Here is a 24,441-nt window from a genome sequence, read left to right on the forward strand (position 1 = left end):
GCGCTATTGCGCCGGCTGCCGAAACTCAAATTTTCTAGAGGAGGCACTTCTTCTGCATCAAATTCCACCCGCAATTTTCCAAGCTGTAAAGTGCTGTTGGAATTTAAATCGCGGTCAAACCAAACCCGCCACCCAAAAGCGCTCCACGCGCAATCAGATCATAAAGAAAGCTGGTCAAAGAGCGAGTGATAGCAATAACATGTTGACCGGTCAGATTCTCATCATTCGCCCAAGGGCGAAAACTGTTAATGATGTTTTTTTCCAAGACTGCGCGGGTGCGTACCACATTGACAAAGCGCCACAGTGGATCACTGGAGGTGGTATGGTTGCCCCCATTGGCAGCAATTTGTCCTTGACTATTTTGACTAAGGCGTGCCGGTATAAAGGTGGCAATATCGGCTTGATTGAGACGATTTGCCTCATGATCAATTTCGCCATCAAAATAACTAATGGGGCGTGCTGTCCCTAAAATGCCTTTGACATCTTGGTTGGAAGGAGACCAAAAAACACCGCCCCTTAGCTTGTCCCGTTTGATAAACATCGCCGCTGCAAAAGGACTTGCGGGTTTAATGCTAACACCACCCTCACTATTTGCCACCCGTACAAAGGGAAAACCAAATCCATTTGAGGGAAAAAGGTTTGGTGCTTTCTCATCAATCAACCCGTGTTGAATTAACGGGCAGTGTGCATATTCAAGCAGAAGATTTGCAGCACAATCAAAAATCTGTTGGCGCAAGCCATAAACACGGTGGGGTCAAAATGGGTCCCTCCACAACCTCTCACCCCCTTTAAAGGAGTTTTATGATGCGTGAGCACACTTATGTTATTTTAACCAATGCCGATTTCGTTGCAGGTAAGCGTTCACTGGGCAAGAGTGAAGAAATTCGTTTAAGTGAGGAAGCGGCTAAATATCCGTTGCTGCTTGGTCAGATCGCTGAAAAATCAGCCCCTGTCGTTTCTGCAGCCCCAACGGTTTCTCTCACAAAGACAAGCAAAGGGGCTTAAAGCATGCGGTGCGGGATGAGCGAAAAGGATGGCTCTCTCTTGTATGGCTTTGCGCATTGCCAACAATCACTCCGTAAATGTCTGACGACAAGGATTGGGACACGGGTTTTGCGTCGTCATTATGGATGTGATGTTGGAGCATTCCAAGACGCCAATGCTGATCCTGCGACGATGATGCAGCTTTATCAAGCAATTGTTGAAGCTTTAGATGATCCAGAATGTGGAGATCCTGGGTTTTCGTTGCAGAGGATTGATCTGACCAAAGCAACGCGTGAAGGCACATTCCATTTTGTTTTAACGGGTGTTTTTATCCCGATGGGCATTTGGGGGATTGGTCATACAAAGAGCCAATGAGCATCAATTTAGAGGTTGGTTTTGCCACTCCCACAGATTCCTCTGCCACAAATTATTGAAGAGCTTTCTGTTGAAGCAATTTTAGAGCAAAAGATTGCGCGTTTGATGGATGTTTTTGCAGCCCATCATATTCCTTATAATGTGGAAAAGACCGCCTATGACCCCGTGGTCATTCAATTACAAGCGGCTGCTTATGAAGAGTTGCTGTTGCGCCAACGGATCAATGAAGTAGCGCGAGACAATTTACTAGAATTTGCGCGTGGGACAAGTTTAGACCATTTGGGGGATTTTCATGGGGTCACGCGCCTTTTGGATGAAGATGATGAGCGGTTTCGCCGCCGCATTCGCTTAAATAGACAAGGACATTCCACAGGGGGCACAGCGCCACGTTATCAATATTTTGCGCTCTCCAGTGATATCCATGTCAAAGATGCTTTTGTTTATCGTGTGGGCAAAAGCCCGCTTATTCATGTTGCGCTTTTTAGTGATGCCTCTTCAGGGGTGGCTGATGAGGCTTTGATTGCCAAGGTTCAAACAGCCCTTGATGAGCCCTATGTTAAAATGACCAATGACCACATCTTTGTGAAAAGCGCGGTACAGCGGGTGATCGATGTTTCGGCTGATCTTTGGTTGTTACCGGATGAAGGCTCCTTTGTTTTGGAAAGAGCGGAGCAGAATTTAAGAGCAGAATGGGCGCGTGCGCAAAGGCTTGGGCGTGATCTTTCTTTAAGTTGGATACTCAGTCGCCTGATGGTTGAGGGTGTTCACCATGTGAACATAACGCAACCGTGCAAGGATATTTGGGTCGCACCTGATGAAGCTGTAGCTTTGGGGGATATTGTCTTGTCTGAACGGGGGCGTGCTTATTGATGTCCTCGTTGTTATTGCTGCTTAATTTCAGTCATTATTTTTCTGAAAAAGAAGCTTTATAGGGAGAAGAGCATACATGGAGCTGAGTGTAAAACGAAGAAATGCATATAACTGATCCAGTAATGTTGACAATAATTTCTAAATATGTTGCACTGATTACTTAAACAAATGGCTAGATTTGCTTTTATTCTCTGAGATAAGTGCTACTGTTGATGAGATAGAATGCGGATGAGGGAATTATCAGTTAAGGGATTAAGAGTAATGGGGGGAAAAAATAATCGTCAAGATTTGAGTTATGTTAGAATCGCTGTATTCGGTGTGATTATTATGATTTTGGGGATGGGGATTGGGCGATTTTTCTATACACCGGTATTTCCAGTTATGTTGGATGAAGGATTATTTACCTTTAATCAACTTTCTTATATAGCTAGCGCTAATTATGGCGGTTATTTAGTTGGGAGTATGTTTTTTTCGTTTTGCAGAGTTGGGAATATATCCCGTGCTTCCTACATGCTATCTGGTGCAGCTATAGTGACGAGCGCACTTATTTTTGCTATGGCGTTAACAACAAACTTTTACTTAGTCTTCTTTATCCGCTTTGCTGCTGGTATCGCGAGTGCGGCAATGATGATTTTTGGTTCTATTACGGTTATGCAGCATAGTCACAAGGTGTGGGTTATTGCTTCGCTTTATGCAGGTGTGGGAGTTGGTATTCTACTGGGTAATGAGTATGTCATTATTGGTTTGAGTAAATCGCTGAACGCGAAAAATATTTGGTTTGGAGCTGGTTTAATATCTGTTGTATTGTTGCTCTTGTTGTTTATTTTATTTCCACGTCGTGTTAATGCGTCTCAATTTTCTATTAATGAGTCATTGGCACACGAAAATATCGCTTGGTGGGAACTCGCTCTGATTTATGGGCTCGCTGGATTCGGTTATATTATTGTCGCGACATATCTTCCTCTGATGGCGAAAACATTTAATTTCCCATTACTTGCTAACCACTTATGGTCGTTTGTTGGAATAGCCATTGTTCCTAGTTGTTTCATTTGGTTATGGGGAGCACATCGGTGGGGAGTATTACGTTGTCTGATGCTCAATTTGCTTATCCAAGGAGGATGCGTATTACTGACATTATTCAGCCAGTCTCTTGTACTGATAGTTCTCAGTTGCATAGGGTTTGGATTTACTTTTATGGGGACGACTTCTTTAGTTATGCCGTTAGCTAAGCGTTTGTATGCGCCGTATGGCATAAATCTGCTGGGGTTGGCTACCTTAACTTACGGTTTTGGCCAAATATTAGGACCTCTCTTGACGAGTTTTTTACAGTTTGGTTCACATACCATTGCGCTTTCCGTTATCTGTGGTGCTGTAGCGCTTTTTGTCGCTGCTGGGATTTGTCAATATTGTCTTTGTAAAAAGGTAGTTGGCGTTTCATAAACCCGCAATCTTCACTAAAAAGTCGAGAGAATTTATTAAGTTCTTTTTGAAACATTTTGTGGAAGTCAAATTATTCTAATAGGGGAGATTACAGAATGCTTCACTCTACAGTTGCTATTTTGGGCGTTGGTCCTCGCGGGATCAGTATTCTCGAACGCTTGCTCACGCTTTATTACCATTATCCATTTTCTGGAAACATTGATATTTTATTGATTGATCCCAATGAGATGGGAACCGGTACCCATAGTGTGCATCAGCCAGATCATTTATTGGTTAACACTGTAGCTTGCCAGATTACTTTATTTGGTGATGATACAGTTAAGGGTGTCGGGCCTATTCGTAAGGGGCCGAATTTCTATCAATGGGCTATTCAACAAGGTTATCGGAATATTAACGGTGTTTTTTCTCGTACAGAGCATGATGTTGGGAGAGCAATCAAAGAAAATGATTATTTATCACGTCGTTTGTTAGGTGAATATCTGTCTTGGGCTTACCAAGAGCTCACGCAAGATTTACCTTCCGGTATTCGTATTAAGGAGATCCGACAAAAAGCTATCAATCTCCATATTCACCAAGACAATAAAACGGATGTTCTTTTGGAAGATGGTTGTCGTTACAGTGTAGATTTTGTTTATATTACCACTGGTCACGGTAAGAATATATATTCATCGCATGATGAAAATCTGCAACAGTTTGTGGCTGTTCATCAAATGAAAAACCCGCTTTTGAACTATTATTCGAATCCTTATCCAATTGAACAGTTGGACTCTATACAAGCTCAGTCTCGTGTGCTGGTGCAGGGAATTGGATTAACTAGCTATGATGTTTTGTCGCAATTGACTTATGGTCGCGGTGGGGCTTTTACTGAAAATGCTGGACAATTGCACTACATATCAAGCGGCAAAGAACCTAAGATAGCTCTATTCTCCCGTCAAACATTGCCTTTTAGTAGCCGCGGGATTAACCAAAAGGGTGATAGTGGGCAATACATACCATCATTCCTTACTCTTGATGCAATACATCATCTGCGTAAGCAGTCCAGCATGGCTAACGGTTCTCCGCAGCTGGATTTCGAAAAGCAGCTTTTACCTCTGTTGTTTAAAGAAATGTGTTATGTCTATCGAAGTGCGCAACTGGGGCACTGGCTAGACCCTGAATCCTATGTTGTTACTTCTAAAGACGAGCAGTGTATTCAAGCGTTGCTGTATCCTCATCGAAATAAAATATTCGCCTCTCTGAATGACTATACAAGATTCTTCATTGAGCATTTGGGGGAAGATCTTCATTCTTCCGCTGCAGGTAATGTTGATGGCCCAGTGAAAGCTGCTACAGATGTGCTACGAGATGTCCGTGATATTTTACGTGCAGCAATTGATTTTTGCGGATTAACGTCTTCATCTCACAAGTACTTTATTGAATATTTCAATCCAAACTTCAACCGTATTTCTGTCGGCCCGCCGATGCAGCGAAACCAAGAGTTGAAGGCACTGATGGAGGCTGGTATCGTGACTTTGGCTGGAGGACCTTCACCTAAACTTGTTCTCAATGCTAGTACTAGCCGTTTCGAAATTCAGTCTGTTTTTCAAGATGAAAACAGTTCAGTTGATGGAGATGTGCTGATCAAGGCTAAAATTGATAGTTTTTCTCCGTTGCGTGATGAGTCTCCTTTTATCCAAAATTTGGCTGCTCAGGGCATCATTCGACCATTTATCAACCAAGGATATCATCCTGGGGGTATTGATATTGACTGTCGGCAGCATCCTATAGATACTAAAGGACAAATACAAAATACATTATGGGTGGTAGGTAATCCAGTAGAGGGGCCTAATTTTTATACATATATTTTGCCTAGGCCTTTAGTTAATTCGCGTGCACTGCGGGATGCAGGGCGCTGTGTCATTGACATGTACGAGCAGCTTCTTAATCGCCACTCAGTCAAAGATTCAACAATTAATGTACATTGATGATGTAAAAAGCTTCCTGATACGCATGTCCTCTGTATCCGCTATAATGGCGATGCTGATGCTATTCATTTTTCTTATATCTATCTCAATAGGAACTTGGTTTCTTATTCCATTGGCTGGAGTGACTGTTAGCGGTTATTTGCTTTTGACGATACCATACTGGTGGTTGAAGAGTAATGCACGCAGTGGTGTGGCCATCCTGTTGGCTTGTACTTTAGTGCTGATGTGGCGTTGGCACTTTCCTGATGTTAGTACTGTGCTTGTGCGTTTTGCTGATGTCTTTTGGCTATTACTCGCCATGGGATTGTTGCGTTATGTGATGAATATATGGCGTATTTCAGAATTTCTCTCTGAACGGTTGATGCGCTATGGAAAGGGTTCGCTTACTCTGTCCATCGCGATACTGACTGCGTTTCTAGCTTTGCCGATGAGTTTGGGGGTTATCCCCCTAATGATTGATGCTTTGAAGCAAAGTGTTTTCCCCTCTCGCCATTTGGCCGCTATTGTGATGCGAATGATGAGCATCACAATGGTACTAATGCCGACCACCATCGGTGCAGCAACAGTTTTCGCTGCTATGCCTAGAACACCAATATTCACATCCGCTGCTTTGGGGATACCACTTTTTCTATTCAGTCTTTTGTTGTTGTGCATTTCTCCTGTTGTACCGCTAGCTAACCCGATTATTTGCGATAAGAGGAGAGCGAATAAAGAAGGAGCGAGAGTAAGAATTTGGATTTTTTTGATATTTTTCTGGCTAACATTTATCGTTGCGTTGACAGTTATCAGGTTGAATGCACTAGAAAGCGTTGCATTGACGGCGAGCATTCTATATGTCATTGAGCGTGGGAGTTCACGCAGTATTGATTTTTTGACTCCTTTGGTGGCCGTGATATGCAGTATATCAAGTGAAATTATGTTGTTGCTAGGTTGTAGTCTGCTAATATCTACTTGTGATTTGCTTATTCCTTTGTTGCCGGTGACGTTTAGTGATTCATTGGCATTGATCTCTGTTTGGCAGCGCTATGCTTGTATTCTCTTCGTATTGCCAATTTTCAGTGTAGTAGGAATTCATCCTATGGTGCTATTTAGTTTGACATTTCCCTTACTAGGGTCATCGATAGCTTATGGGGTTACGGATTATTTGGTTTGGATTTGCTTATTTATTGCAGCTCAACTCCTTTCTCCTGTATCAATAAATGCTATTTTTGCTTCCAGTAGCCTGCATATTTCACCGGTGGATACGAGCTTTAAAATGCATAGTTATTATGTATTAATGTTTAATCTTTTTGCGTTCATTTATTTGAGCTTTTTTATTCAATATTTATAAATTATGGAGATCTTATGCCTTACATAAACATTAAAATTACTAATGAAGGGGTTACCTCTGAGCAGAAACGACAACTAATAGAAGGGGCAACTCAATTATTAGTTAATATTCTGAATAAAAATCCCAAAACAACTGTTGTAGTGATTGATGAAGTGGAGACAGACAATTGGGGTATCGATGGTGTTCCCATTACAGAATTAAGGAAACATCGAAATAAAGAATAACTCTGTGTATTTGACAATAATTTAAGGTCAATATGGTTAATCAATGTAAAAAATCACGTTCTTAAGCAACATTTGATCAAACCGCCATTGGGGCGGTTGTTACAGCCCCTGATGCGGATGCACAGACCTATCCCTTAATGAGCCCGTGTTGGTCTTTACGCATGAGGGAGAGAAAATCCAAAAGCTTGGGGCAAGAGGCACGGCTCTTGATGTCATCAATGCTGTGTGTGCGCAAGGGATCGAGGCACAAATTATTCTTGTGCAGGTGGAAGAAAAATCAACCATTGCTGAGACGCAAGCCGAAATGGTGGGATCAAATACGGCTTTGACCAGTGTGCATGCGCTAAAACATGCACGGGGGCATTTAGGGGTGGAGCCTGGGATTTTACTGACACCAGCTTATAGTGCAGGGCGCCTTGATAATGGCAAAAACCCCGTGGCAGATGCCTTGGAACAGGTGGCAGAAAAGCTACAAGCCATTGCCGTGTTTGATACGAGGGGTAAAAACACGGAAGAAAGCCTTGCCACTCGTGCGGATTTTTCCTCACGCTTTTGTTATTTGATTGATCCCCATGGAAGAGAATGAGCTCACCCTTCGTGATACACAAAGCACCATAAGAACCGTTATTTTTCTTTCCTTTTTTGTGCTGTAAGAGCTTTATCTCGTTTCTGAAGAGTATCTTCTAATTGCTGAAGTATTTTTTTTCAATTTCTTCATCAATCGTATGTGTAAAATTAAAATAATCGGGAAAGCCATAAAACAACAGAGCAAAATAAATAGGCTCAAAATACATATAAGAGTAAGGCTCTCAAACTCTCTATTAGACTAACCCAATATCCGGACAACAGAGCCTACAGCTATACTTATAATAACTTACGCAGAACATTATTTTATAGTCCTTCGATGAAAGGGCCATAACTTCTTTAAACGCTAAAATTTCAGATTCTTTGTCAAACGCTGAAGAGACTCCCAAAACCTTATTTCTGGATTTTAAAGTGTCTCATGCAATGGTTATATTTTTTTATTGTCATACTGGTCTCATTTTTTTCTTTCATTTTCGGAGCGTGTTTCTGGTGCTTCTCCATATCTTTTCCATCTATCTCTTTCCGCTTTTTCACAATTCCTGTTTACACAAAAAACAAAGAGTTCCTATAATGACTGTAACGGATATAATAAGTATTATTGCAAATCCCATCATTCATTTCTTTTTCAATGAAAATCGTTGAAACGTCTCATGCATTTTTCTTCATTGCATCAATGAACAACTTTCCGTTCCTTATCGAAATATTTTCCTCAAACTTTGAAGCTTGTTATTTAAATTATCAACTTCCTGATCGATCCTTTTAAGCTCTTGATTTAATTTATTAATATGTTCATGATGTTTAGAAATCACTTCTAAATAATGTAATGCTTGAGACTGATCCTTAAGCTTATTTGCTTCATTTAGGTCTCGAAAAGCCTCTGTTCTTTTCTCAACATGCTCAAATAAAGTAAAAACCTTCTCGAGCCCCTTAAAATTGCAGCATTCCGCTTTTGAGTTATTTCATCTTTATAAGTAAGTTGCTTGTTATTCGGCATATTTTTCAGCAATGCAAAATAGAGTTCCTGCTGTTCAAGAGCTATTCTCTTCAAGTCCTCTACCGCCACTCCCAATATTTTTCCACCCCAATATTTCATTGTATCGCTCCATCCTCTCTCCGCATTGTCTTTTTCAAACTTTGCTGAATCCAACTTCTGAACCACATCATCACGTTCCTTAACGACTTGGGAACAAAATAATTTACCCATACCCGTATAGCCATGCGAGGTAGATAAAAGATATGTTAGCAAAAATACGATAAGAAATAAGCCTTCTCTCCACAGAACTTTTTTGTAAAAATTTTTCGATGTTTCTCACAGAAAAAACTTAAAATAAATACTAAATTTACATCAAAAGATGTTTAATGAAATTTATTAAATCCATTTAGAGAAATCTGCTATAAAAATAAAAAGGGATAAATTATACACAAATCAACCACACTACAAACAGAATAAAGCTATAAAAAATAATTTATTCAACAAAATAGCCGTAGATTTCTCTGTCTAGCTTTATATCTCTATAGGAGCAGTTTAATCACTTTATAGGTGACTTTAAAATATTTTAATAGGGTATTACAATTGCTTTAAAATAATATTTTGATTAACAATTATGAGTAATAAAACGGATAAACACAATCAATGTAGTGATCGACTACTTTATAATATAGATTTGTTTGTTTTATCCGTAGCAGCAATAAAAAAGTTTGTTTTTTACATAAATTCAAATTTATTCATTTTTTACATTACATTTTATGCTATTAATTTTAAGTTAATAAAGATCATAGATTTTTAAACTGATAAGATGCGTTCTTTTCTCAATGTACATTCATCAATATTTGATATAAAAATATCTACTTTACATCATAAAAGTGTATTCACAATAATAATATTTTTATTTAGGATCATCCTACCATGTAAGTGGTGAATAATGAAAACATAAATAAAGGGGGGGAATCATGGATCATACAGAATGTAATTAATGACTAAAGAAAATTCTTTTCCCTGAAATTATTTTTCAGGGAAAAGTTGGTTTGCTCTACAAGTGGGGAGGAGAAATGAAACAACAATATATTTTAGGAAAATACGCACGTGTTGTTGTTCGTGAAGAGGATGCTATTTTTGGTGCGGGTTCAAAGCAGTTTATTATCAATGATAAAAATTTTTGGGAGAACTTAGTGCTTATTGCAGCACAATGGGTAAAAAGAAAGACAGTAGATGAAGTTTACAATTCACTATCATTAATCATGTTAAAAGAAAATTTTGACCGTGCGTTTGATTTTCTTGTTTCTAACCATTTTCTTGTCAAAGCTGAAACATCAGACAATATCCTCAATAATCGCTATTCCAGAAGTCATCTCCATTATCAAAGCTATGGTATGCATCCAACCTCCGTTCAGCATATCCTTTTGCAAAAAAGTGTTGTCATTTTAGGGTGTGGTGGGATTGGTAATCATGTATCAGCAATGCTTGCATCCTCTGGCGTTGGAAAATTGACTCTTGTTGACAATGATGTGATCGAGATAACCAACCTTACCAGACAAATTCTTTTTACTGAAGAAGATATCAGTCTTCCGAAAACAACAGTTCTTAAACATGAGCTGATGCGGAGAAATAGCCAAATTGAAGTCCATGAATTACAAATGTTGATTACTGAAAAAGAGAATATCAACAAATTACCCAAAGCTGATTTATGGATCATTTCTGCTGATTCACCTGTTCAGCTAGGCCTATGGATCAATGAATGGTGTGTAAAAAATAAACAAGCCTATATAAATTCCGGTTATGTTAATGATATAGCTGTCTTTGGTCCATTTTACATACCTGGGAAAACTGGTTGTTACGCATGTAGCTCGTCTATAGGTAATCTTCCGGCAAAAAGCGACCATCTTATTTATGAAGCTTGTGTTATGATTAATAATAACTTCAAAGTTGCTACATTTCCCCCTGTTAATGCGCTTTCAGCTGCCATGTGTGCTAATGATGCTCTTAAATTTTTGGGTGGTTATGGAAGCCTTCTTTCCACTGATCGCCGTGTGGGGATATGGAGCAGCCAACTTTTCACAGAAGAGCATTCTCTAAAGAAAAATCCTCACTGTAAGGTTTGTGGAACAACACAATGAACAGACCTCGCACCCTTGCTCTCACCTATGGATCCTATAATGCTGTCCGCATGCTCATTGGTGTTTACCATGCGATTTTTTTAATGTCCATGGGAGTTAGTCTGGCGCAATTAGCTCTGCTTCAGGTTGTCTTTTCCACCACCATCCTGCTGCTTGATTTTCCCTGTGCTGTTTTATCTAACAGATATCGGCGTAAATATTCCGTTATGGCTGGGGTCTTTATGACAGGAGTATTTTATCTTCTATGCCTTCAAGCTCCCAATATGACAGCACTTATTATTGCGCAAATTCTCTATGCAGCGGGCATTTGCATCATTGTCAGCGCCATTGACGGATGAATTTACCATTCTCTAGGCGATAAACAGGATCACTTTTCGCATTATGCTCATCTCTACCACCAAGTTAACTCTTTCGGAAGTATTCTCAGTGGAATTGTAGGCATTGGAACGATCTATTACTCTGGACAATATTTTATGGGATATATCATCTCATGCCTTATGATGGGATTTATTTTTTTGATATTCCTTATTGTTCCTGAAGAAAAGAAAACGACAATTGAAACTTCCAAAACAAACACAATCTTGCACAATGCCAAGGAAACGCTCTGGATCTTTCAAAATACGCTAAGAGGAGCATGGTTTATTTTCCTCATGTGCCTTTTTAGCGCTGGTATTCAAATTATTTATCATTTCTGGCAACCGATAATACTTTCAGGGGGAAAAATTAATCACCTCAACGGTTTGCAAATGCTCATCTTGATGTGCTGCCATATTGGAGCCTTTTCAGCACAATATTTTTCAAATTTACTGATGTCTAAGTATCATGTTCTTGATAAAAAATATAAGAATTCTATAAAATATTTTTCCTTCTTTTCTGCGCTGATGTGCATAGCGCTCTATTTTTCAGTTCATAGCCATCAAACTGCTGCATCGGTCATCGCCTTCTCTTTAATCCATGGATTTATTTGCACTGTACCGATAGGGGCAAAAAGCTTATTTTTCTCAGAACTTAATCAAAAACAAACGCAGCATATTTCCGGTGTTGTTGGTGCTGTATCTTTTAGCGGAAGAATATTTTCAATTACAGTATTAAGTATTATTTCTTTTCTTCCTGCAAAAGTTTCTCCATCTTACTACCTAATATTACCGACCATTACTTTTTTCATGTGTGGTTTGGTTGTCATGAGATGGATGAAACACTCTCACAAGTCTCTATGAAAGGAAAATTTTAAAATTATCACCCACAAGGTTTTCTTCTAAAAGAGATTGATACTTTTTTAAACCATTGACACATCCAACTTTCAACATACAATGCAAATATAGAGCAATATGTTGATTTATAATGATAATATACCAAACTCGAATATCGTAAGATTCTTTCTTTTCAAATCTGTTTTTATGGTTGAAACAATCAAAATCATTTGCTTGCACATCACTAAGTGGAGAAAGCTGTATAAATAAAAACAATTTAGAAAGGAAAAATGCCTTTTATGAACTCCTATAATCAAAGTCTATCACAACATAGAAGAAGATGTATAATATGCCCCTTTGCATCTTCATAAGTATACAAATGGTGTGACTCTATAAGACTTTATATGATTCTAAAGAAACTTTTGCGTTTTATACCATTTAAGAGGTGCCGTCGCAAAATAGGCCTATACACATTGAAAGATATCTCTTTAACACAAGTGCATAAATTGGCAACACAAGTATATTTGTGTTTAGAACATTCGTTTTATCTGAGAGGCATAATCCCAACGGGATAAACAAAAGCGTAAGACACGTAATCTTCATTATTTAAAAGACACGACCATAGAGATTTATGAAAGTTATAAAACTGAATTAATAAGATGATGATAAAAATAGGAGCTCATTTCCACCTTTTTTGCTTTTATATTTTTTCAAAATTAAAAAGATTATTCCGTTTTTAGAAATGACTCGCTAGCAAATATATACAATATTTTCTTCCCTATTTGATATATAAAAGCTGACATAACCGATAAAGCAGTAAACCATCTTAAATATTTATCTCAAATATGCTGTTGTATAAGGAGTAGGTGTTGATTGACACGCCATAGCAAAAGAAAAAGCTTAGCAAAACAACGTCATAAAATAATAAATATGCCATCAAATGATTGGAAAGATAGAGGAAGGTCAAAAACACTTTGTGGAACAACATCCATAACATATCTAGCTTTACGGCCACTTATTCTTACAAACCTTCATGCTGCTCCCTATATCCATAAAAATAAATAAGAAATCTTTAGCTAAAAAATATGCAACGTCAATGTGATGCGACAATAGAGCTTCGCTTTCCTTTATCAACAAAAGCATGAGAAATTTTGAAACAAGCCCTTCTTTCTCGCGATATTTTTTCCAAAACTGATCATATTTCCTTTAAATATAAATTGGCATAGAGAATTACATGAAACATATTGCGCTTAAAATATCCCCCATCGGTTTTGCTTTAGTTTACACCATTAGAAAAAAAGTTTTTGTAACTTATTTCGTGAAACATAAAATTAAAAATCACACAGGAATTAAGAAAATGAGCAACCACACGTGCTGCTAACGCTGGTATTACAATTTCGTAAAAATTTAGATGGAAGGAAGATAAAATGGCATCCCTTTATACCAAAACAGGCGATAAAAAATATCTAGCAAGAAAAAAGCTTCACAAAATTGGGATTGATAGAAAAGCAAATAAGCATAAATCACTGCAAATAAAATTCCTACACACAATCGACTGCTTTTATAACAATAGATGGCGGAGAGGAAGAGATTCGAACTCTCGAGAGCCTTTTGAGCCCTACTCCCTTAGCAGGGGAGCGCCTTCGACCACTCGGCCACCTCTCCAACAGAGAGGCATAAATGGTATCAACAGAAAGTTCAAGACATTTTCGATTTTTTTCCCAAATATCTGAAATTTTTCTCCTTTATGGAGCCCATAGGGATAAAAAATTAACAAAACAAAAATTGTGTCTTTTTTACCACATTATCTCGAATAGTACATGTATACATTACAAAAAGGTAATTTCATATTTGAATATCTAAAAAGATTAGTATAGCTAAGATAACAAGTGCCGCGTATTCTACTTATGTTTTTGTTCTTAATGCGTTAGGCAAATGGTACTCTTTAGAAGAAGATTAAATGGACCTCGGAGATCCCATATGAATATTAAATCCCTTTTTTTAAGCTCTACAGCAGCTTTTTTGGTAATTTCTGGAGCACATGCTGCTTCAACAATTATTGCCGAACCCGAACCTGTAGAATATATTCGCGTTTGTGATGCCTACGGAAAAGGATATTTTTATATCCCTGGAACAGAAACCTGCATGCGTTTATCAGGAAATGTTCGTGCTGATTTTATAGGCGGTGATAATATCGATGCAACAACCGAAACTGAACTGAACAACAAAAGAAAAACCTATGGCGCATCATCACGGCTGACCCTTGTTTTTCAAGCAGCTTCTGAAACAGAAATGGGAACACTTCGTTCATATGCAAGAATTTATTCAAACTGGGGTGATGGTGTAGACATCACTGGGGCAAAGCTTGCAGCCGCTTACATTGAACTGGGTGGTTTTCGCGTAGGTCTTGATGACACAATTTTCAACAGCTGGACTGGTGGTTATGGAGATGTTCTCAATGATGACAGCATAGCGCCTGCTGGCACAACACGCACCAATTTTATTTCCTACACCTTTAATGGTGACTCCGGCTTTTCTGCTATTATCGGAGCTGAATTAGGCAATAATTCAGATACTCTTCCTGGAATAATAAGAGGATACTATATTGATAAAGATGAACAACTTGTTTCTATCACTGAGGATACTCTTCCAAGTAAAGCAATTAAAAATTACACACCCAATGTAGTTTTAGGTATAAAGTTTATGCAAAAATGGGGTGGTTTTTCAGCGGTTGCAGCATATGATACTTACTACAAAAAGTGGGCTGGAAAAGTACGTGCAGATTTCAATATCAATGATCGTTTCAATCTATGGGTAATGGCTGGTTATAAAAATGGCCTTGATTACTACACAGTAAAGGAAAATAGTGATGAATTATCACGAAAAAGCACAACGATTTATGCAAACTGGGGCGGTAAATGGGCTGGTTGGGCAGGTGCAACTTATAAGCTCACGCCAAAGGCGAATTTGAATGCACAAATTTCTTATAGTGCTGTAAAAACTTTTGCAACTTCTGTAAATATTGCATACACGCTGGTTCCAGGATTTGTAATTACACCTGAATTGACCTATGTTTCTTGGAATGATGATCGCGTTGTGAAGTACCAGAATAATGATGAAAAACATTTATTCAATAAAAAAAGTGCTTTTCAAGGTATGATCCGTTTACAGCGTTCATTCTAATCCTATTTAAGCTAAAGATTAAAAAAACTGGCAACTTATGTTGCCAGTTTTTATTTTTAAAATCAAATATCATGAGCATCTTTTCCTGATACTTATTTTCTTGTCTTTTTGACAAAAATTACTGACTTTCACAAAAATATCCTCTAAAGTAATAAAAGGGAAAATAGATATATCTTCAAAAAATGAATTAACCTCCTCCCCTTCTAAAGAATAGAGACTTCTATCAATAGAAATCTGTAACCGACCCTACTTTTCTTGAATCTCCATCACATTGATGTATAATGACAATTTATTATCTTGCATGTTGAATCAACCAAAACCATTCACTTGTACACCACAAGCGAAGAGAGCCGTGTGCATAAAAATGAGTAAAGAAAAGAAAAAACTTTTATGAATCTTTTTAAGTTCCAAGGGCTTTAGTAACATTGAGATCTGACAAAATGTATGATGGTGCTAGGCTCTTTGTATTAAGCATAAAATGAGAATACACTTCATAGAGGATTTTAGATTATATTCTTTACGAACGTCACTGTAAAATACGTGTTGTGATACACACTAAAAAACATTTCTTTCAAACAAGTATGTAAATATACAATACAAGTCCATTTTGATTGAAGCGTTTTATCTTGCGTAAGGATCATGCCATTATATACGCAACATCTCAACTTAGCTCATTTTTAAAGGAAAGGAAATATAAGACAAAGAAACAGTAAAATTTAATCTCTGCAAATCATAGAGCTTTCTGTAGAATTATGTTTCCATAAGAAGCCTTATACCGTACAGAGGATTTTTACACGATCAATGCCCCTTTTTACATAAAGCCAATTGGCAAAAAACAGCCTCTCTTAATAATAAAAAGGCTTACACGTCATCATAACCATATTTTCAATTAAAACACATTGAATTCACGGAAAATATTTATCAACCAATACATAAAGAACTGCTGCTGTTTCAACAGCTAGAATCCCATCATAATTTTCTTGACGAAAATGAAGTTGAAATGCTCGGATCAAATTTTTGTATCCTGTTTGGGTACACGCAGCAGAAATGCCATATCCATAACATTTTAGCTTCGCTAAAACATCTGCTTTGAGTGGAAAATTCTTAGAGAATTGCTCTTGATAATGATTTTTTAGTTCATCATCATACCATGCTCCATACCTGCCCTATAAAGTTCTCTCCGTGGAAAAGCTGCTCCTGGATCACTTTTTCTTCCAATGGCAAATCACTATGTCCCACAACATCAGTTGGCATAATATCGAGATACCGTTGAAGAATATTCGATACAAATTCCTTAAGGGCATCAATTTGTATTGGATTATAAGGAGGAAATATAAACCCCTCATCATGATAAGTCATAAAATCAACTGTCTCTTCTGAAGACTCAGAATGACCAGTCGCTAAATTAACAATTTCAACCCCGATAGATGCATCATTGAAATGACTATACCCAAACCCATGAACTCACACCGCATGCCATGCACGCTCATTTTACCAACCAAATTAAAAATACGCATATCTTTAAAGCCTGCCTCACAATATGTCTGCTCTGAAGGATCAGGAACAAGATAGTGTGCACTAACCTTTTCTCCTGTAAGCGCCATAATCGAGGCTTTAAAATCAAGAGCCGTACAATGCATAACGAGAAAACGAACGCAACGATTAAAACTCTTGACAGGAACGATAACTGTTGTAATCAATCTGATACATAAAAGCCCTTTCTTTTTTGCTTTAAAAACCCCTGCGCATCACAACAGATAGAATACGAATTGTTATTTGCAATGAACTTCCCCTCTAAATACTAAGAATTACGCCCAAAACTTGTTTATCAAAAACATTGACACTCTTATCAACAATTAAGACACATTTTTATTTCTCCTCCACACATACGTAAAATGTTTTTAACTACATTTACAAACACACCGCATTAGATATTTTCCCCAAACAAATTCCTACAAATTACCAATCGAAAAGAAAACAAAAGCGCAAAATAATCACTCCTTAAATCTTCACGTCTTACAGAAAAAATAGTTCTTCCTGTTATCAAATTGAGAAATATCGCTCCTCGGAAGCGAACACCCAACTATCATGCAATCACACAAAAACTTAAAGGAAAAATTTTATAAACTCTTTACAGAAGTTTATTATCAGATAACTGAACGACATATATTTACAATAAACTCTTCACGAACATATTTTTCAATAAAATTTGCAAAGCTTTCCTGTAAATGACACGACTTCTTGTCTTTTCACAACATTGCTTTTTGATTTACAAAGAATCTCAATTATTTGCAACGCTTGAGGCACACGAAGTCTCTGAATTCCTTTCATAGGCTCTATAGAAGATAACATGTTGATTTATAATAATAATTAATCATTATAAATATCGAATGTAAAGAGCCTAACATAGTAAAGTTTTTCTTATCTTGAATCAATCAAAGTCATTCACTTACACATCAAAAGAAAAATGAACCTATAAACAAAAGCCACTTAAAAAAGAATAAAAACACCTCTTATAATAGAAAATTCAATAAGTTAAGCAATATTTTTACGTCCCCGTAGAGGTTCATTTGCTTTTCTCAGTTGGCAAATATCTTTTTAAAACCAACCAAGGTGCATATTCTTGTAAAACGACACCTAAAAGTGGTTGTGTATAGGGAAAAGTTACACAATCATCGTCATAACCTTTCATCCGTATAGTCATCGTGGCACATCCAAGGCTTTCTTCTTGATTTTCTAATGTCTTGATGAAAGGTGATAAGCTCACTTCAACCTCAAGCAGTGGAATATCCTTTGTGCTTTTTTTGATTGGTTGAAAATATTTTAAAAGATGTTGATCACTGGAAGACCAATGAACCTCTGCATACATCGCTAATTGTTTACAAGCAGTAGTAACTTCTGCACCAACCAAATATGGACGAAAATGATTTTCAAATTCTTCCACGAAATGTTGTTCCAAGGACGCTTCTGATTGTCCAACCAGTTGCACAAGAACATAGGGGCTTTTCCATAAAAAATGCCGTTCAAATGGCTCATTTTCAAGATGACAATCACCCCACTGCGCAATGCTACTTTCATCAATTCCAATCAAAGTCCACGCATATTGAGCACGCGATACAGAAGAATAGTTCTTCTCATTGTGTTCTAAATAATGCTCTAAAAGCGCAAGAGCCTGTGAGGGCGGACCAGGAAAAACAACAAGCGTACTTCCATCGCAAGAGAGATAAAACCCTGGTGCTGTGCCTGTAGGATTATCAAGCACGGTTGCGGTCTTAGGAAACAATGCTTGACGCGCATTACTCTTATCCGCCGTAATCCCTAATCGTTGTAATTGACCTTTTATTGTTTGCCAAACATCTTCATGATGTACCAAAGGCTGCTTTACAGCTTGAGCAACTCCATCCCGTGTTTTATCATCTGATGTTGGTCCCAATCCCCCACTGATAATGATAAGATCTTCTTGTCCAAGACAAGAAACCACAGTCTCGCTGATGTGCTTTAATTGATCAGCACAAACAAAATGACGTGTGACTTGAATATTCCTCTTGTTTAAGCTTTGACTTAAATCTTGTAAACTCGTATTCAAATATTGTCCTGAAAGGAGTTCATCACCAACGGTAATAATTGCCGCATAATAAACAGAGACAGGATTCACAAGAGAATTAAGAACAGCTTTAGCCATCTGATGAGTCGTAGCTAAACCTCCCAAATCATAGGTGACAGTTTTTCCAGCACGAATAACCTGATCAACACTCTCAGATAATTGTTTTGCTTCCTCCTGAAAGCCTAAATGCTCTAAAAGTAAAGCCGTGGTATAAAGCATCGCAGAAGGATTTGCTTTATTTTGTCCAGCAATGCGTAGTGCGCTTCCATGAACAGGTTCAAAATAAGTAATCTCGCTCCCCACATTTGCACTAGGAGCAAGCCCCAATCCCCCCATTACTCCAGAGCCAAGATCAGAGAGAATATTGCCAAACATGTTTTCAGCAACAATCACGCCAAACTGCTCTGGCTTCGTTGTAATCCACAAAGCAACCGCATCAACATTATGAATATCTGCTTCAATTTCCGGATAGTTTTGCACAATTTTCTCAAAAATTTCTCGAGAAAATTGTCCACTTTCCCGCATAACATTGGGCTTATCAGCAAAAGTAACTCGCCTCACGCCATATTTCCTTGCATAAGAAAAAGCGTATTCGAATAACCGCTCTAAACCAAAGCGTGTCTGCAAACGGACTGTCCACGCAGCTTCTTCAAGCCCATATTTTGTCAAATTGGGATGTCTTAACCAAGCGGCTATTTCAGGAGTGATACCCCGAAAATCCAATCCAGCATAAAGTCCTTCACTCTTTTCTCTGATAACACAAAAATGAAAAGGTTTTCTCGGACCAAAGATGTATCTTATAGGGCGTATATTTGCAAACAACCCTAATTTTTGGCGAAGCTGAAGTACAGGAGAAACATAGGCAAGGTTTCGCTCTTTTAAATGCGGTTTAAGTTCTTTTAATGCCGCTTCTTTTCCTTTACTGATCACAGTTCCAAGTAAAATCGCATCACTCTGAGTAATTTTTTGCCAAGTTGCTTGAGGGACAGGATCTCCTTCCTGTTTCCAACATTCAAAACCAATATCACCATAAGTAAACTCAATTGGCAATTGAAATTGCTCTAAGACCATCAGCGCAGCATCACAAACCTCTGGTCCTATCCCATCACCAGGTAATACAAGAACTTTCTTTTTCATGATCCCTCCATCCATTCATCAATGACTGCATCCGTCATAGTAGAATTATCCTCCCACAAACGCGTACCAGCATCAGAGATGATCTTAAATTCATGATTGAAACAAGGACTTTTCGTCTGATTATCTACCGTTGCAAGTTGTGACTTTTCTCTCACTAAAGCTAAAAACTTCCCCTTATACTTAACTATTTCATCTCTAGCATCCATCGCCAATAAGAGTTTAAACCCTCTTGTCATGCGTTCAATTGCCACGCTTTTTTGTTCATCAGGAACCTCCAATAAAACCCTTTTTTTATAATGCCAGAAGGATGCATAAAACCATTGAGCATTTCCAAGCTCCCGACAAATCATTATTTTCTAAGTAAACAAGAATATCTCTAAGGCGCCGTTGCAAAACCTTATCTGGATAGCCAGGTGCATTCACAGCAAGTACAGCTTGAACATTAGGAAGCCGTGCTGCCAATATTTGTACCAATGTTCCAGCCATAGAAAATCCCACAAGCACTGCGGGCTCTTTAAAATAGCTTTTAAGTTTTTCTGCCATAAAAGATAAAATGTCTACAGCAGAATGATTGAGAACATGAGAACTCTTAGGAAAAAGAGAAAGCGTATCCAGCAGCGTGACAGGAAATCCTTTTGATAAGCATAGCTTTGTCAATAGAGAACAAAAAACACCACCATCCCCAATTGGCATTACAGGAGAAAGAATAATAATAGGAAGGCTCATTGATCAATTCCTCCTCTTATTTTCAAACATGCATTATAGGAGGAAGTTTTCCTACCCAATATAATTGATTTGTTAAACTCAAACTAAGCTTGTAACAAATTTAAAATCCACTCAACCAAACAACTTAATAAAAAAATTCATCTAATACAGACGCTCCATTCGTGTAAAACATCAAAAACATTTCCGTATAATGCTTTCTTTTATCATCTCACTCAGCTCATTTCTGAGGTCATAAACTCACGCACTTTGCGAATATAAATAATAAAACCAATCACACAACACACAGCTAACAAAGTTGCCATAGCCCGTGGACTATGACCAGATATCTTTCCGATAACTGCCGCACTTATTGCCGCACTTCCTAATTGCAAAGACCCCATAACACCAGAAGCCGCTCCAGCAGCTCGCGGATGCGATGAAATAGCCAACGCTGTTCCTAACGGCAATAAAAAACCATTACCAAAAGTAAGAACAGCAATAGCAATAAAACTTGTCACAAGGGGCCATGGGCTTAGATACATTTGCAAAGCAAAGAGCATGCCTCCTATAACAAAAATAATGTATCCTCGACAGACAGTTTTTTCCATAGACTCGCGTTCAAAAAACCATCGCGCCAAAAGATTTCCTAAAATATAGGGCAGTGAGACACCGATATAGCTATAACTAATATGTATCGGCGATAACCCCAAAGTCGTGAGTAAAAAAGGCGACTCCACAATATAAGCAAAATAGGCTATGTAAGAAAAACACGGAATAAGTGCATAAAAAATAAATTGTTTATTTCTAAGAACGCCTAAATATGCCTTCATCAATCCTACAGGAGAAAAATGCTGCCGCTTTTGAGGCGGCAGAGTTTCAGTTAGCACAAAACAACACAACAAAATGGTCAAAAATATAAAAAAGCTTAAAAAGATAAAAGTTGCCTGCCAATGAAAAGCTTGTATCAAAAGCCCACCAATGAAAGGCGCAAGTGCTGGTGACATTCCAATAAAAGGGAAAACAATCAAATAAAGTTTTCCGGCTGCTTTTTTATCCAACAAATCATTGATAATTGCACGACTTAAGACAAGTCCCGCACAAGCACCAAGACCTTGCAAAAAACGTAACACAAGAAAAGCGTGAATATGAACCGTATAAATTACACCAATGGTCGTAAACAACCATAAAAATAAGCCCAATAACAGTGTTTTTTTACGCCCAAAATTATCACTCAGCGGCCCATAAATGAGCTGTCCAAGTGCCAATGCCAACAAAAAAACTGCCACTGCACTCTGAATTTGAGATTGTGTCACTTGATAATATTGACGCATTTCTCCCAGTGCTGGTAAAAAAATATCGGTAGAAAGCAACCCCCCCGTCGATAAACATACAATAAGTATAATAAATAGCAAACTATATTTATGAATCATAAAGAAAATCACACTTTTTAGTTAGAGATTAAATAGTATTTAATTAAATATAAAAAATATAATTATATTTTATGCTTATACATACAAATAATAATTATTAAAAGTTTTATTATTTTACTTTATAAAAATATTATTTTTCTTATAGACAGCGTTTTGTTTTACAGACCTCATGGGACAAAAAGTTATCCCCTAAATAAGCTCTCCTGTACAAACATCTTGCCGTAATCTTCCGCTGCTTTTTTCATTGATATCATAAGCAAAAGCACAATCTCTCTCCACGACAACAGTCCCACTTTCTATACAATATCCATCAAAGTTGATCGATAAAACGCAAAGCAGAAAAACAATCTCTAACGTCTCTACCCCAAAATCACTATGGTATAAACACAGCGCATAACACAACAATAGCTTGAAGACCCTATCAACACAAATCTTTATTGTAAAGAATTTAGGTCTATCAGCTCATAGATAATGACACTTCTGCAAAAAAAACAAATATATTTTGCTCATTTCATAAAACTTTTTACTTAAGATAAAAAATTAAAAAACTGTATAACATCTTGATAAATATAATACTGTAATTTAATATGTTTTATTTAATTGACTCACAGGAGCTGTGAATGTGCATAATAGAAATAACACGCATCCCATTACTGGTACCTCTTACAGTTGAAGGGAAAACATATACAGAGATTAGTTTACGACGTGCAAAAGTTAAAGACTTAAGAGCGATAAGCAAAAAGGAAGGGATCAAGCAAACAATAGAAATGATTGCCTGTCTTTCAGGATGGTCTTATGATATGATCAACAAACTTGATAAGCATGACTTTTCAAATATCAAAGATAGTTTGGACTCCTCAGTAAAAGAAGCGCTCGACAAAATAATCAGCATCAGTAACGGTATTAAAATGGCTTTGAAAAATCCATTCACAAACTATATCGAAAGTTTTATCCATGCAATAAAAACACACATCGAAAAAACAATGAGTGTCTGTATTTTCAGCAACACCATGTTGGAAAAATGCAAAAATAGTTTGTATAAAGATACATTTGAAACACAGGATATAAAAAACAAAAAAGAAGAAATCTTTAGCGACTATACACCAATAACAGTACATAATCCTTCTAATACACCGATTCAAATGAACATTATAAATTACGGTATCTTCATACAAAATAGTCCATCAGGACATATGCATATTACATCTCATCCCAAAACTGAAAACACAACAAAAAAGCCAATTTTGAATATAATCTTAAAATTGTCAGACATTGCCTCAAACATTTTGAATCTGCCCTCTTGGTGTTGGGAGTTTTTACTTAAAAGATTGAAATAATTTTTCGAGTATTATTTCTAAGTAAAATAACAAGGAGGAGAGCGTAAAATCAAAGGACTTTCCTCCCTTTTCATTTATCTCGGCTTTTTAAATTGCAGCTTATTAATATTTTTTTGATCATCAAAACATACTATTCGTCGTAAAAGCAGCAGATAAAGAGGAAAATTATAGCGAACATGATTTCTTAGAAAAAAGCAAACAACGGCTAAGAAATTTTACTTTTTATCCTCAAACACAAGAGGCACCATCAACGACCAAAAGAAGCCTCACACAAAACAGTCATACTTTTTATGAAAAAATTTCTATAAGGCACAGGAGGATCAATCAATATGCGCCTAAAACATCAACATCCCCCTTGATACTGCTGATCATATGTTGATCAAAAAATTATCATAAAAACAATCTCTTGTCATGCAAACACTCTTTTCAAATTTTCCAACAGAGCCCTAAGAAAACAAACATATGACATCATTTTGCGCGGCCAGCTCATGATGTAAAAAAACGCTTAATCTCTTTACACCTTGGACGCTCAACAAAATTCTCCATTAACAGCTCTAAACAAAAACTTAAAAAAACAATAAATTCCCTGATGATATACAATACTTTTTCTTTGGTTAATTCGGTTTTCCCGACCTCAAGAAGTCCCAAGAACAGAAAAAAGCCGAGCCGACAATTGAGATCTTTCAGCCTTGCAAACACACCCCACACACTCTACAGCACAAGAAACAGCTTCAACAGCTTCTGCTTACCCCAGGACACGAGGTGCAATTATAAATTATTCCGCCTCGTAAGAGATAAAGTGATCACGGGACACATCTTTCTTCAAGAATAAATGAGATCTTTAGAGTTGTGTATAGCCACATTTTACTTCTCATAACAAACATTTGTTTAAAGTATTTTCTATCTCTTTTTAGCGTTTCTTTACCCCTTTTGGAACATAATTGGTAAAAAGACATTTTATCTCCAGCA

13 protein-coding genes, 1 tRNA gene and 5 pseudogenes are annotated in these 24,441 nt (G+C 37.4%); 12 read left to right on the plus strand and 7 right to left on the minus strand.

The window, feature by feature from the left end; all coding sequences use genetic code 11:
- Positions 1-610, minus strand: a pseudogene (locus ACFIJS_RS07725) (phage tail sheath family protein); the annotation flags it as partial.
- Positions 611-804: 194 nt separating this feature from the next.
- Between ACFIJS_RS07725 and ACFIJS_RS07730 the strand changes: the two are divergent.
- The 8 genes and pseudogenes from ACFIJS_RS07730 to ACFIJS_RS07765 form a co-directional block, all read left to right on the plus strand.
- Positions 805-1,005, plus strand: coding sequence for a hypothetical protein (locus ACFIJS_RS07730; RefSeq protein ID WP_375651023.1), 201 nt, complete (start codon positions 805-807; stop codon positions 1,003-1,005).
- A 3-nt stretch (positions 1,006-1,008) separates the two neighbouring features.
- Positions 1,009-1,359: a GPW/gp25 family protein gene (locus tag ACFIJS_RS07735; RefSeq protein WP_375651009.1), complete on the plus strand. Its 351-nt coding sequence runs from the start codon at positions 1,009-1,011 to the stop codon at positions 1,357-1,359.
- A gap of 15 nt (positions 1,360-1,374) precedes the next feature.
- Positions 1,375-2,229 (plus strand): baseplate J/gp47 family protein, encoded by an 855-nt coding sequence (locus ACFIJS_RS07740; protein ID WP_375651010.1) that lies wholly within the window; start codon positions 1,375-1,377, stop codon positions 2,227-2,229.
- A 327-nt stretch (positions 2,230-2,556) separates the two neighbouring features.
- Entirely contained in the window at positions 2,557-3,669 is a 1,113-nt protein-coding gene (locus ACFIJS_RS07745) for a YbfB/YjiJ family MFS transporter (protein ID WP_375651024.1), read from the plus strand.
- A 95-nt stretch (positions 3,670-3,764) separates the two neighbouring features.
- On the plus strand, positions 3,765-5,633 hold the full coding sequence (locus ACFIJS_RS07750; protein WP_375651011.1) for an FAD/NAD(P)-binding protein: 1,869 nt from the start codon (positions 3,765-3,767) through the stop codon (positions 5,631-5,633).
- Positions 5,623-6,963, plus strand: coding sequence for a hypothetical protein (locus ACFIJS_RS07755; protein WP_375651013.1), 1,341 nt, complete (start codon positions 5,623-5,625; stop codon positions 6,961-6,963). The genes ACFIJS_RS07750 and ACFIJS_RS07755 overlap by 11 nt, the downstream gene beginning before the upstream one ends.
- A 14-nt stretch (positions 6,964-6,977) precedes the next feature.
- Positions 6,978-7,187, plus strand: coding sequence for a 2-hydroxymuconate tautomerase family protein (locus ACFIJS_RS07760; RefSeq protein WP_375651014.1), 210 nt, complete (start codon positions 6,978-6,980; stop codon positions 7,185-7,187).
- Between the two features lie 86 nt (positions 7,188-7,273).
- Positions 7,274-7,767 (plus strand): annotated as a pseudogene (locus tag ACFIJS_RS07765) (phage tail protein); the annotation flags it as partial.
- 864 nt (positions 7,768-8,631) lie between these two features.
- Here ACFIJS_RS07765 and ACFIJS_RS07770 read toward each other — a convergent pair.
- On the minus strand, positions 8,632-8,976 hold the full coding sequence (locus ACFIJS_RS07770) for a hypothetical protein (protein ID WP_375651015.1): 345 nt from the start codon (positions 8,974-8,976) through the stop codon (positions 8,632-8,634).
- Positions 8,977-9,821: 845 nt separating this feature from the next.
- Between ACFIJS_RS07770 and ACFIJS_RS07775 the strand changes: the two genes are divergently transcribed.
- Complete coding sequence (locus ACFIJS_RS07775) at positions 9,822-10,886, plus strand: ThiF family adenylyltransferase (RefSeq protein ID WP_375651016.1); 1,065 nt, start codon at positions 9,822-9,824, stop codon at positions 10,884-10,886.
- Positions 10,883-12,103 (plus strand): annotated as a pseudogene (locus ACFIJS_RS07780) (MFS transporter). Before ACFIJS_RS07775 ends, ACFIJS_RS07780 begins: the two are co-directional and overlap by 4 nt.
- 1,547 nt (positions 12,104-13,650) lie before the next feature.
- On the opposite strand, the gene ACFIJS_RS07785 reads toward ACFIJS_RS07780, so the two are convergent.
- A tRNA-Ser gene (locus ACFIJS_RS07785) sits at positions 13,651-13,741 on the minus strand.
- Positions 13,742-14,056: 315 nt separating this feature from the next.
- Between ACFIJS_RS07785 and ACFIJS_RS07790 the strand changes: the two genes are divergently transcribed.
- Positions 14,057-15,259: a porin gene (locus tag ACFIJS_RS07790; protein WP_375651018.1), complete on the plus strand. Its 1,203-nt coding sequence runs from the start codon at positions 14,057-14,059 to the stop codon at positions 15,257-15,259.
- A 905-nt stretch (positions 15,260-16,164) separates the two neighbouring features.
- Here the strand turns inward: ACFIJS_RS07790 and ACFIJS_RS07795 are convergent.
- The 4 genes and pseudogenes from ACFIJS_RS07795 to ACFIJS_RS07810 all read right to left on the minus strand — a co-directional run bounded on the left by ACFIJS_RS07795 (position 16,165) and on the right by ACFIJS_RS07810 (position 22,135).
- Positions 16,165-16,969: pseudogene (locus ACFIJS_RS07795) on the minus strand (N-acetylmuramoyl-L-alanine amidase).
- A gap of 856 nt (positions 16,970-17,825) precedes the next feature.
- Positions 17,826-20,000, minus strand: a complete 2,175-nt coding sequence (locus ACFIJS_RS07800; RefSeq protein WP_375651019.1) for an isocitrate/isopropylmalate family dehydrogenase — start codon at positions 19,998-20,000, stop codon at positions 17,826-17,828.
- Positions 19,997-20,726, minus strand: a pseudogene (locus ACFIJS_RS07805) (alpha/beta hydrolase). The gene ACFIJS_RS07800 and the pseudogene ACFIJS_RS07805 overlap by 4 nt, the downstream one beginning before the upstream one ends.
- Positions 20,727-20,938: 212 nt before the next feature.
- Positions 20,939-22,135: a multidrug effflux MFS transporter gene (locus ACFIJS_RS07810; RefSeq protein WP_375651020.1), complete on the minus strand. Its 1,197-nt coding sequence runs from the start codon at positions 22,133-22,135 to the stop codon at positions 20,939-20,941.
- A 620-nt stretch (positions 22,136-22,755) separates the two neighbouring features.
- Between ACFIJS_RS07810 and ACFIJS_RS07815 the strand changes: the two genes are divergently transcribed.
- Positions 22,756-23,472 carry a phage tail assembly protein gene (locus tag ACFIJS_RS07815; RefSeq protein ID WP_375651022.1) on the plus strand — a complete coding sequence of 239 codons (717 nt, stop codon included), beginning with the start codon at positions 22,756-22,758 and terminating at the stop codon, positions 23,470-23,472.
- Positions 23,473-24,441 lie beyond the last annotated feature (969 nt).

This window comes from Bartonella sp. OT172YNZD, from assembly GCF_042193725.1.
Lineage (GTDB): Bacteria > Pseudomonadota > Alphaproteobacteria > Rhizobiales > Rhizobiaceae > Bartonella > Bartonella grahamii_A.

Bases quoted from the DNA above. Each gene is read 5' to 3' on its own strand.
- ACFIJS_RS07730 (WP_375651023.1), top strand. From the start codon at position 805: ATGCGTGAGCACACTTATGTTATTTTAACCAATGCCGATTTCGTTGCA.
- ACFIJS_RS07735 (WP_375651009.1), top strand. From the start codon at position 1,009: ATGCGGTGCGGGATGAGCGAAAAGGATGGCTCTCTCTTGTATGGCTTT.
- ACFIJS_RS07745 (WP_375651024.1), top strand. From the start codon at position 2,557: ATGATTTTGGGGATGGGGATTGGGCGATTTTTCTATACACCGGTATTT.
- ACFIJS_RS07750 (WP_375651011.1), top strand. From the start codon at position 3,765: ATGCTTCACTCTACAGTTGCTATTTTGGGCGTTGGTCCTCGCGGGATC.
- ACFIJS_RS07755 (WP_375651013.1), top strand. From the start codon at position 5,623: ATGTACATTGATGATGTAAAAAGCTTCCTGATACGCATGTCCTCTGTA.
- ACFIJS_RS07760 (WP_375651014.1), top strand. From the start codon at position 6,978: ATGCCTTACATAAACATTAAAATTACTAATGAAGGGGTTACCTCTGAG.
- ACFIJS_RS07770 (WP_375651015.1), bottom strand. From the start codon at position 8,976: ATGGGTAAATTATTTTGTTCCCAAGTCGTTAAGGAACGTGATGATGTG.
- ACFIJS_RS07775 (WP_375651016.1), top strand. From the start codon at position 9,822: ATGAAACAACAATATATTTTAGGAAAATACGCACGTGTTGTTGTTCGT.
- ACFIJS_RS07790 (WP_375651018.1), top strand. From the start codon at position 14,057: ATGAATATTAAATCCCTTTTTTTAAGCTCTACAGCAGCTTTTTTGGTA.
- ACFIJS_RS07800 (WP_375651019.1), bottom strand. From the start codon at position 20,000: ATGAAAAAGAAAGTTCTTGTATTACCTGGTGATGGGATAGGACCAGAG.
- ACFIJS_RS07810 (WP_375651020.1), bottom strand. From the start codon at position 22,135: ATGATTCATAAATATAGTTTGCTATTTATTATACTTATTGTATGTTTA.
- ACFIJS_RS07815 (WP_375651022.1), top strand. From the start codon at position 22,756: ATGTGCATAATAGAAATAACACGCATCCCATTACTGGTACCTCTTACA.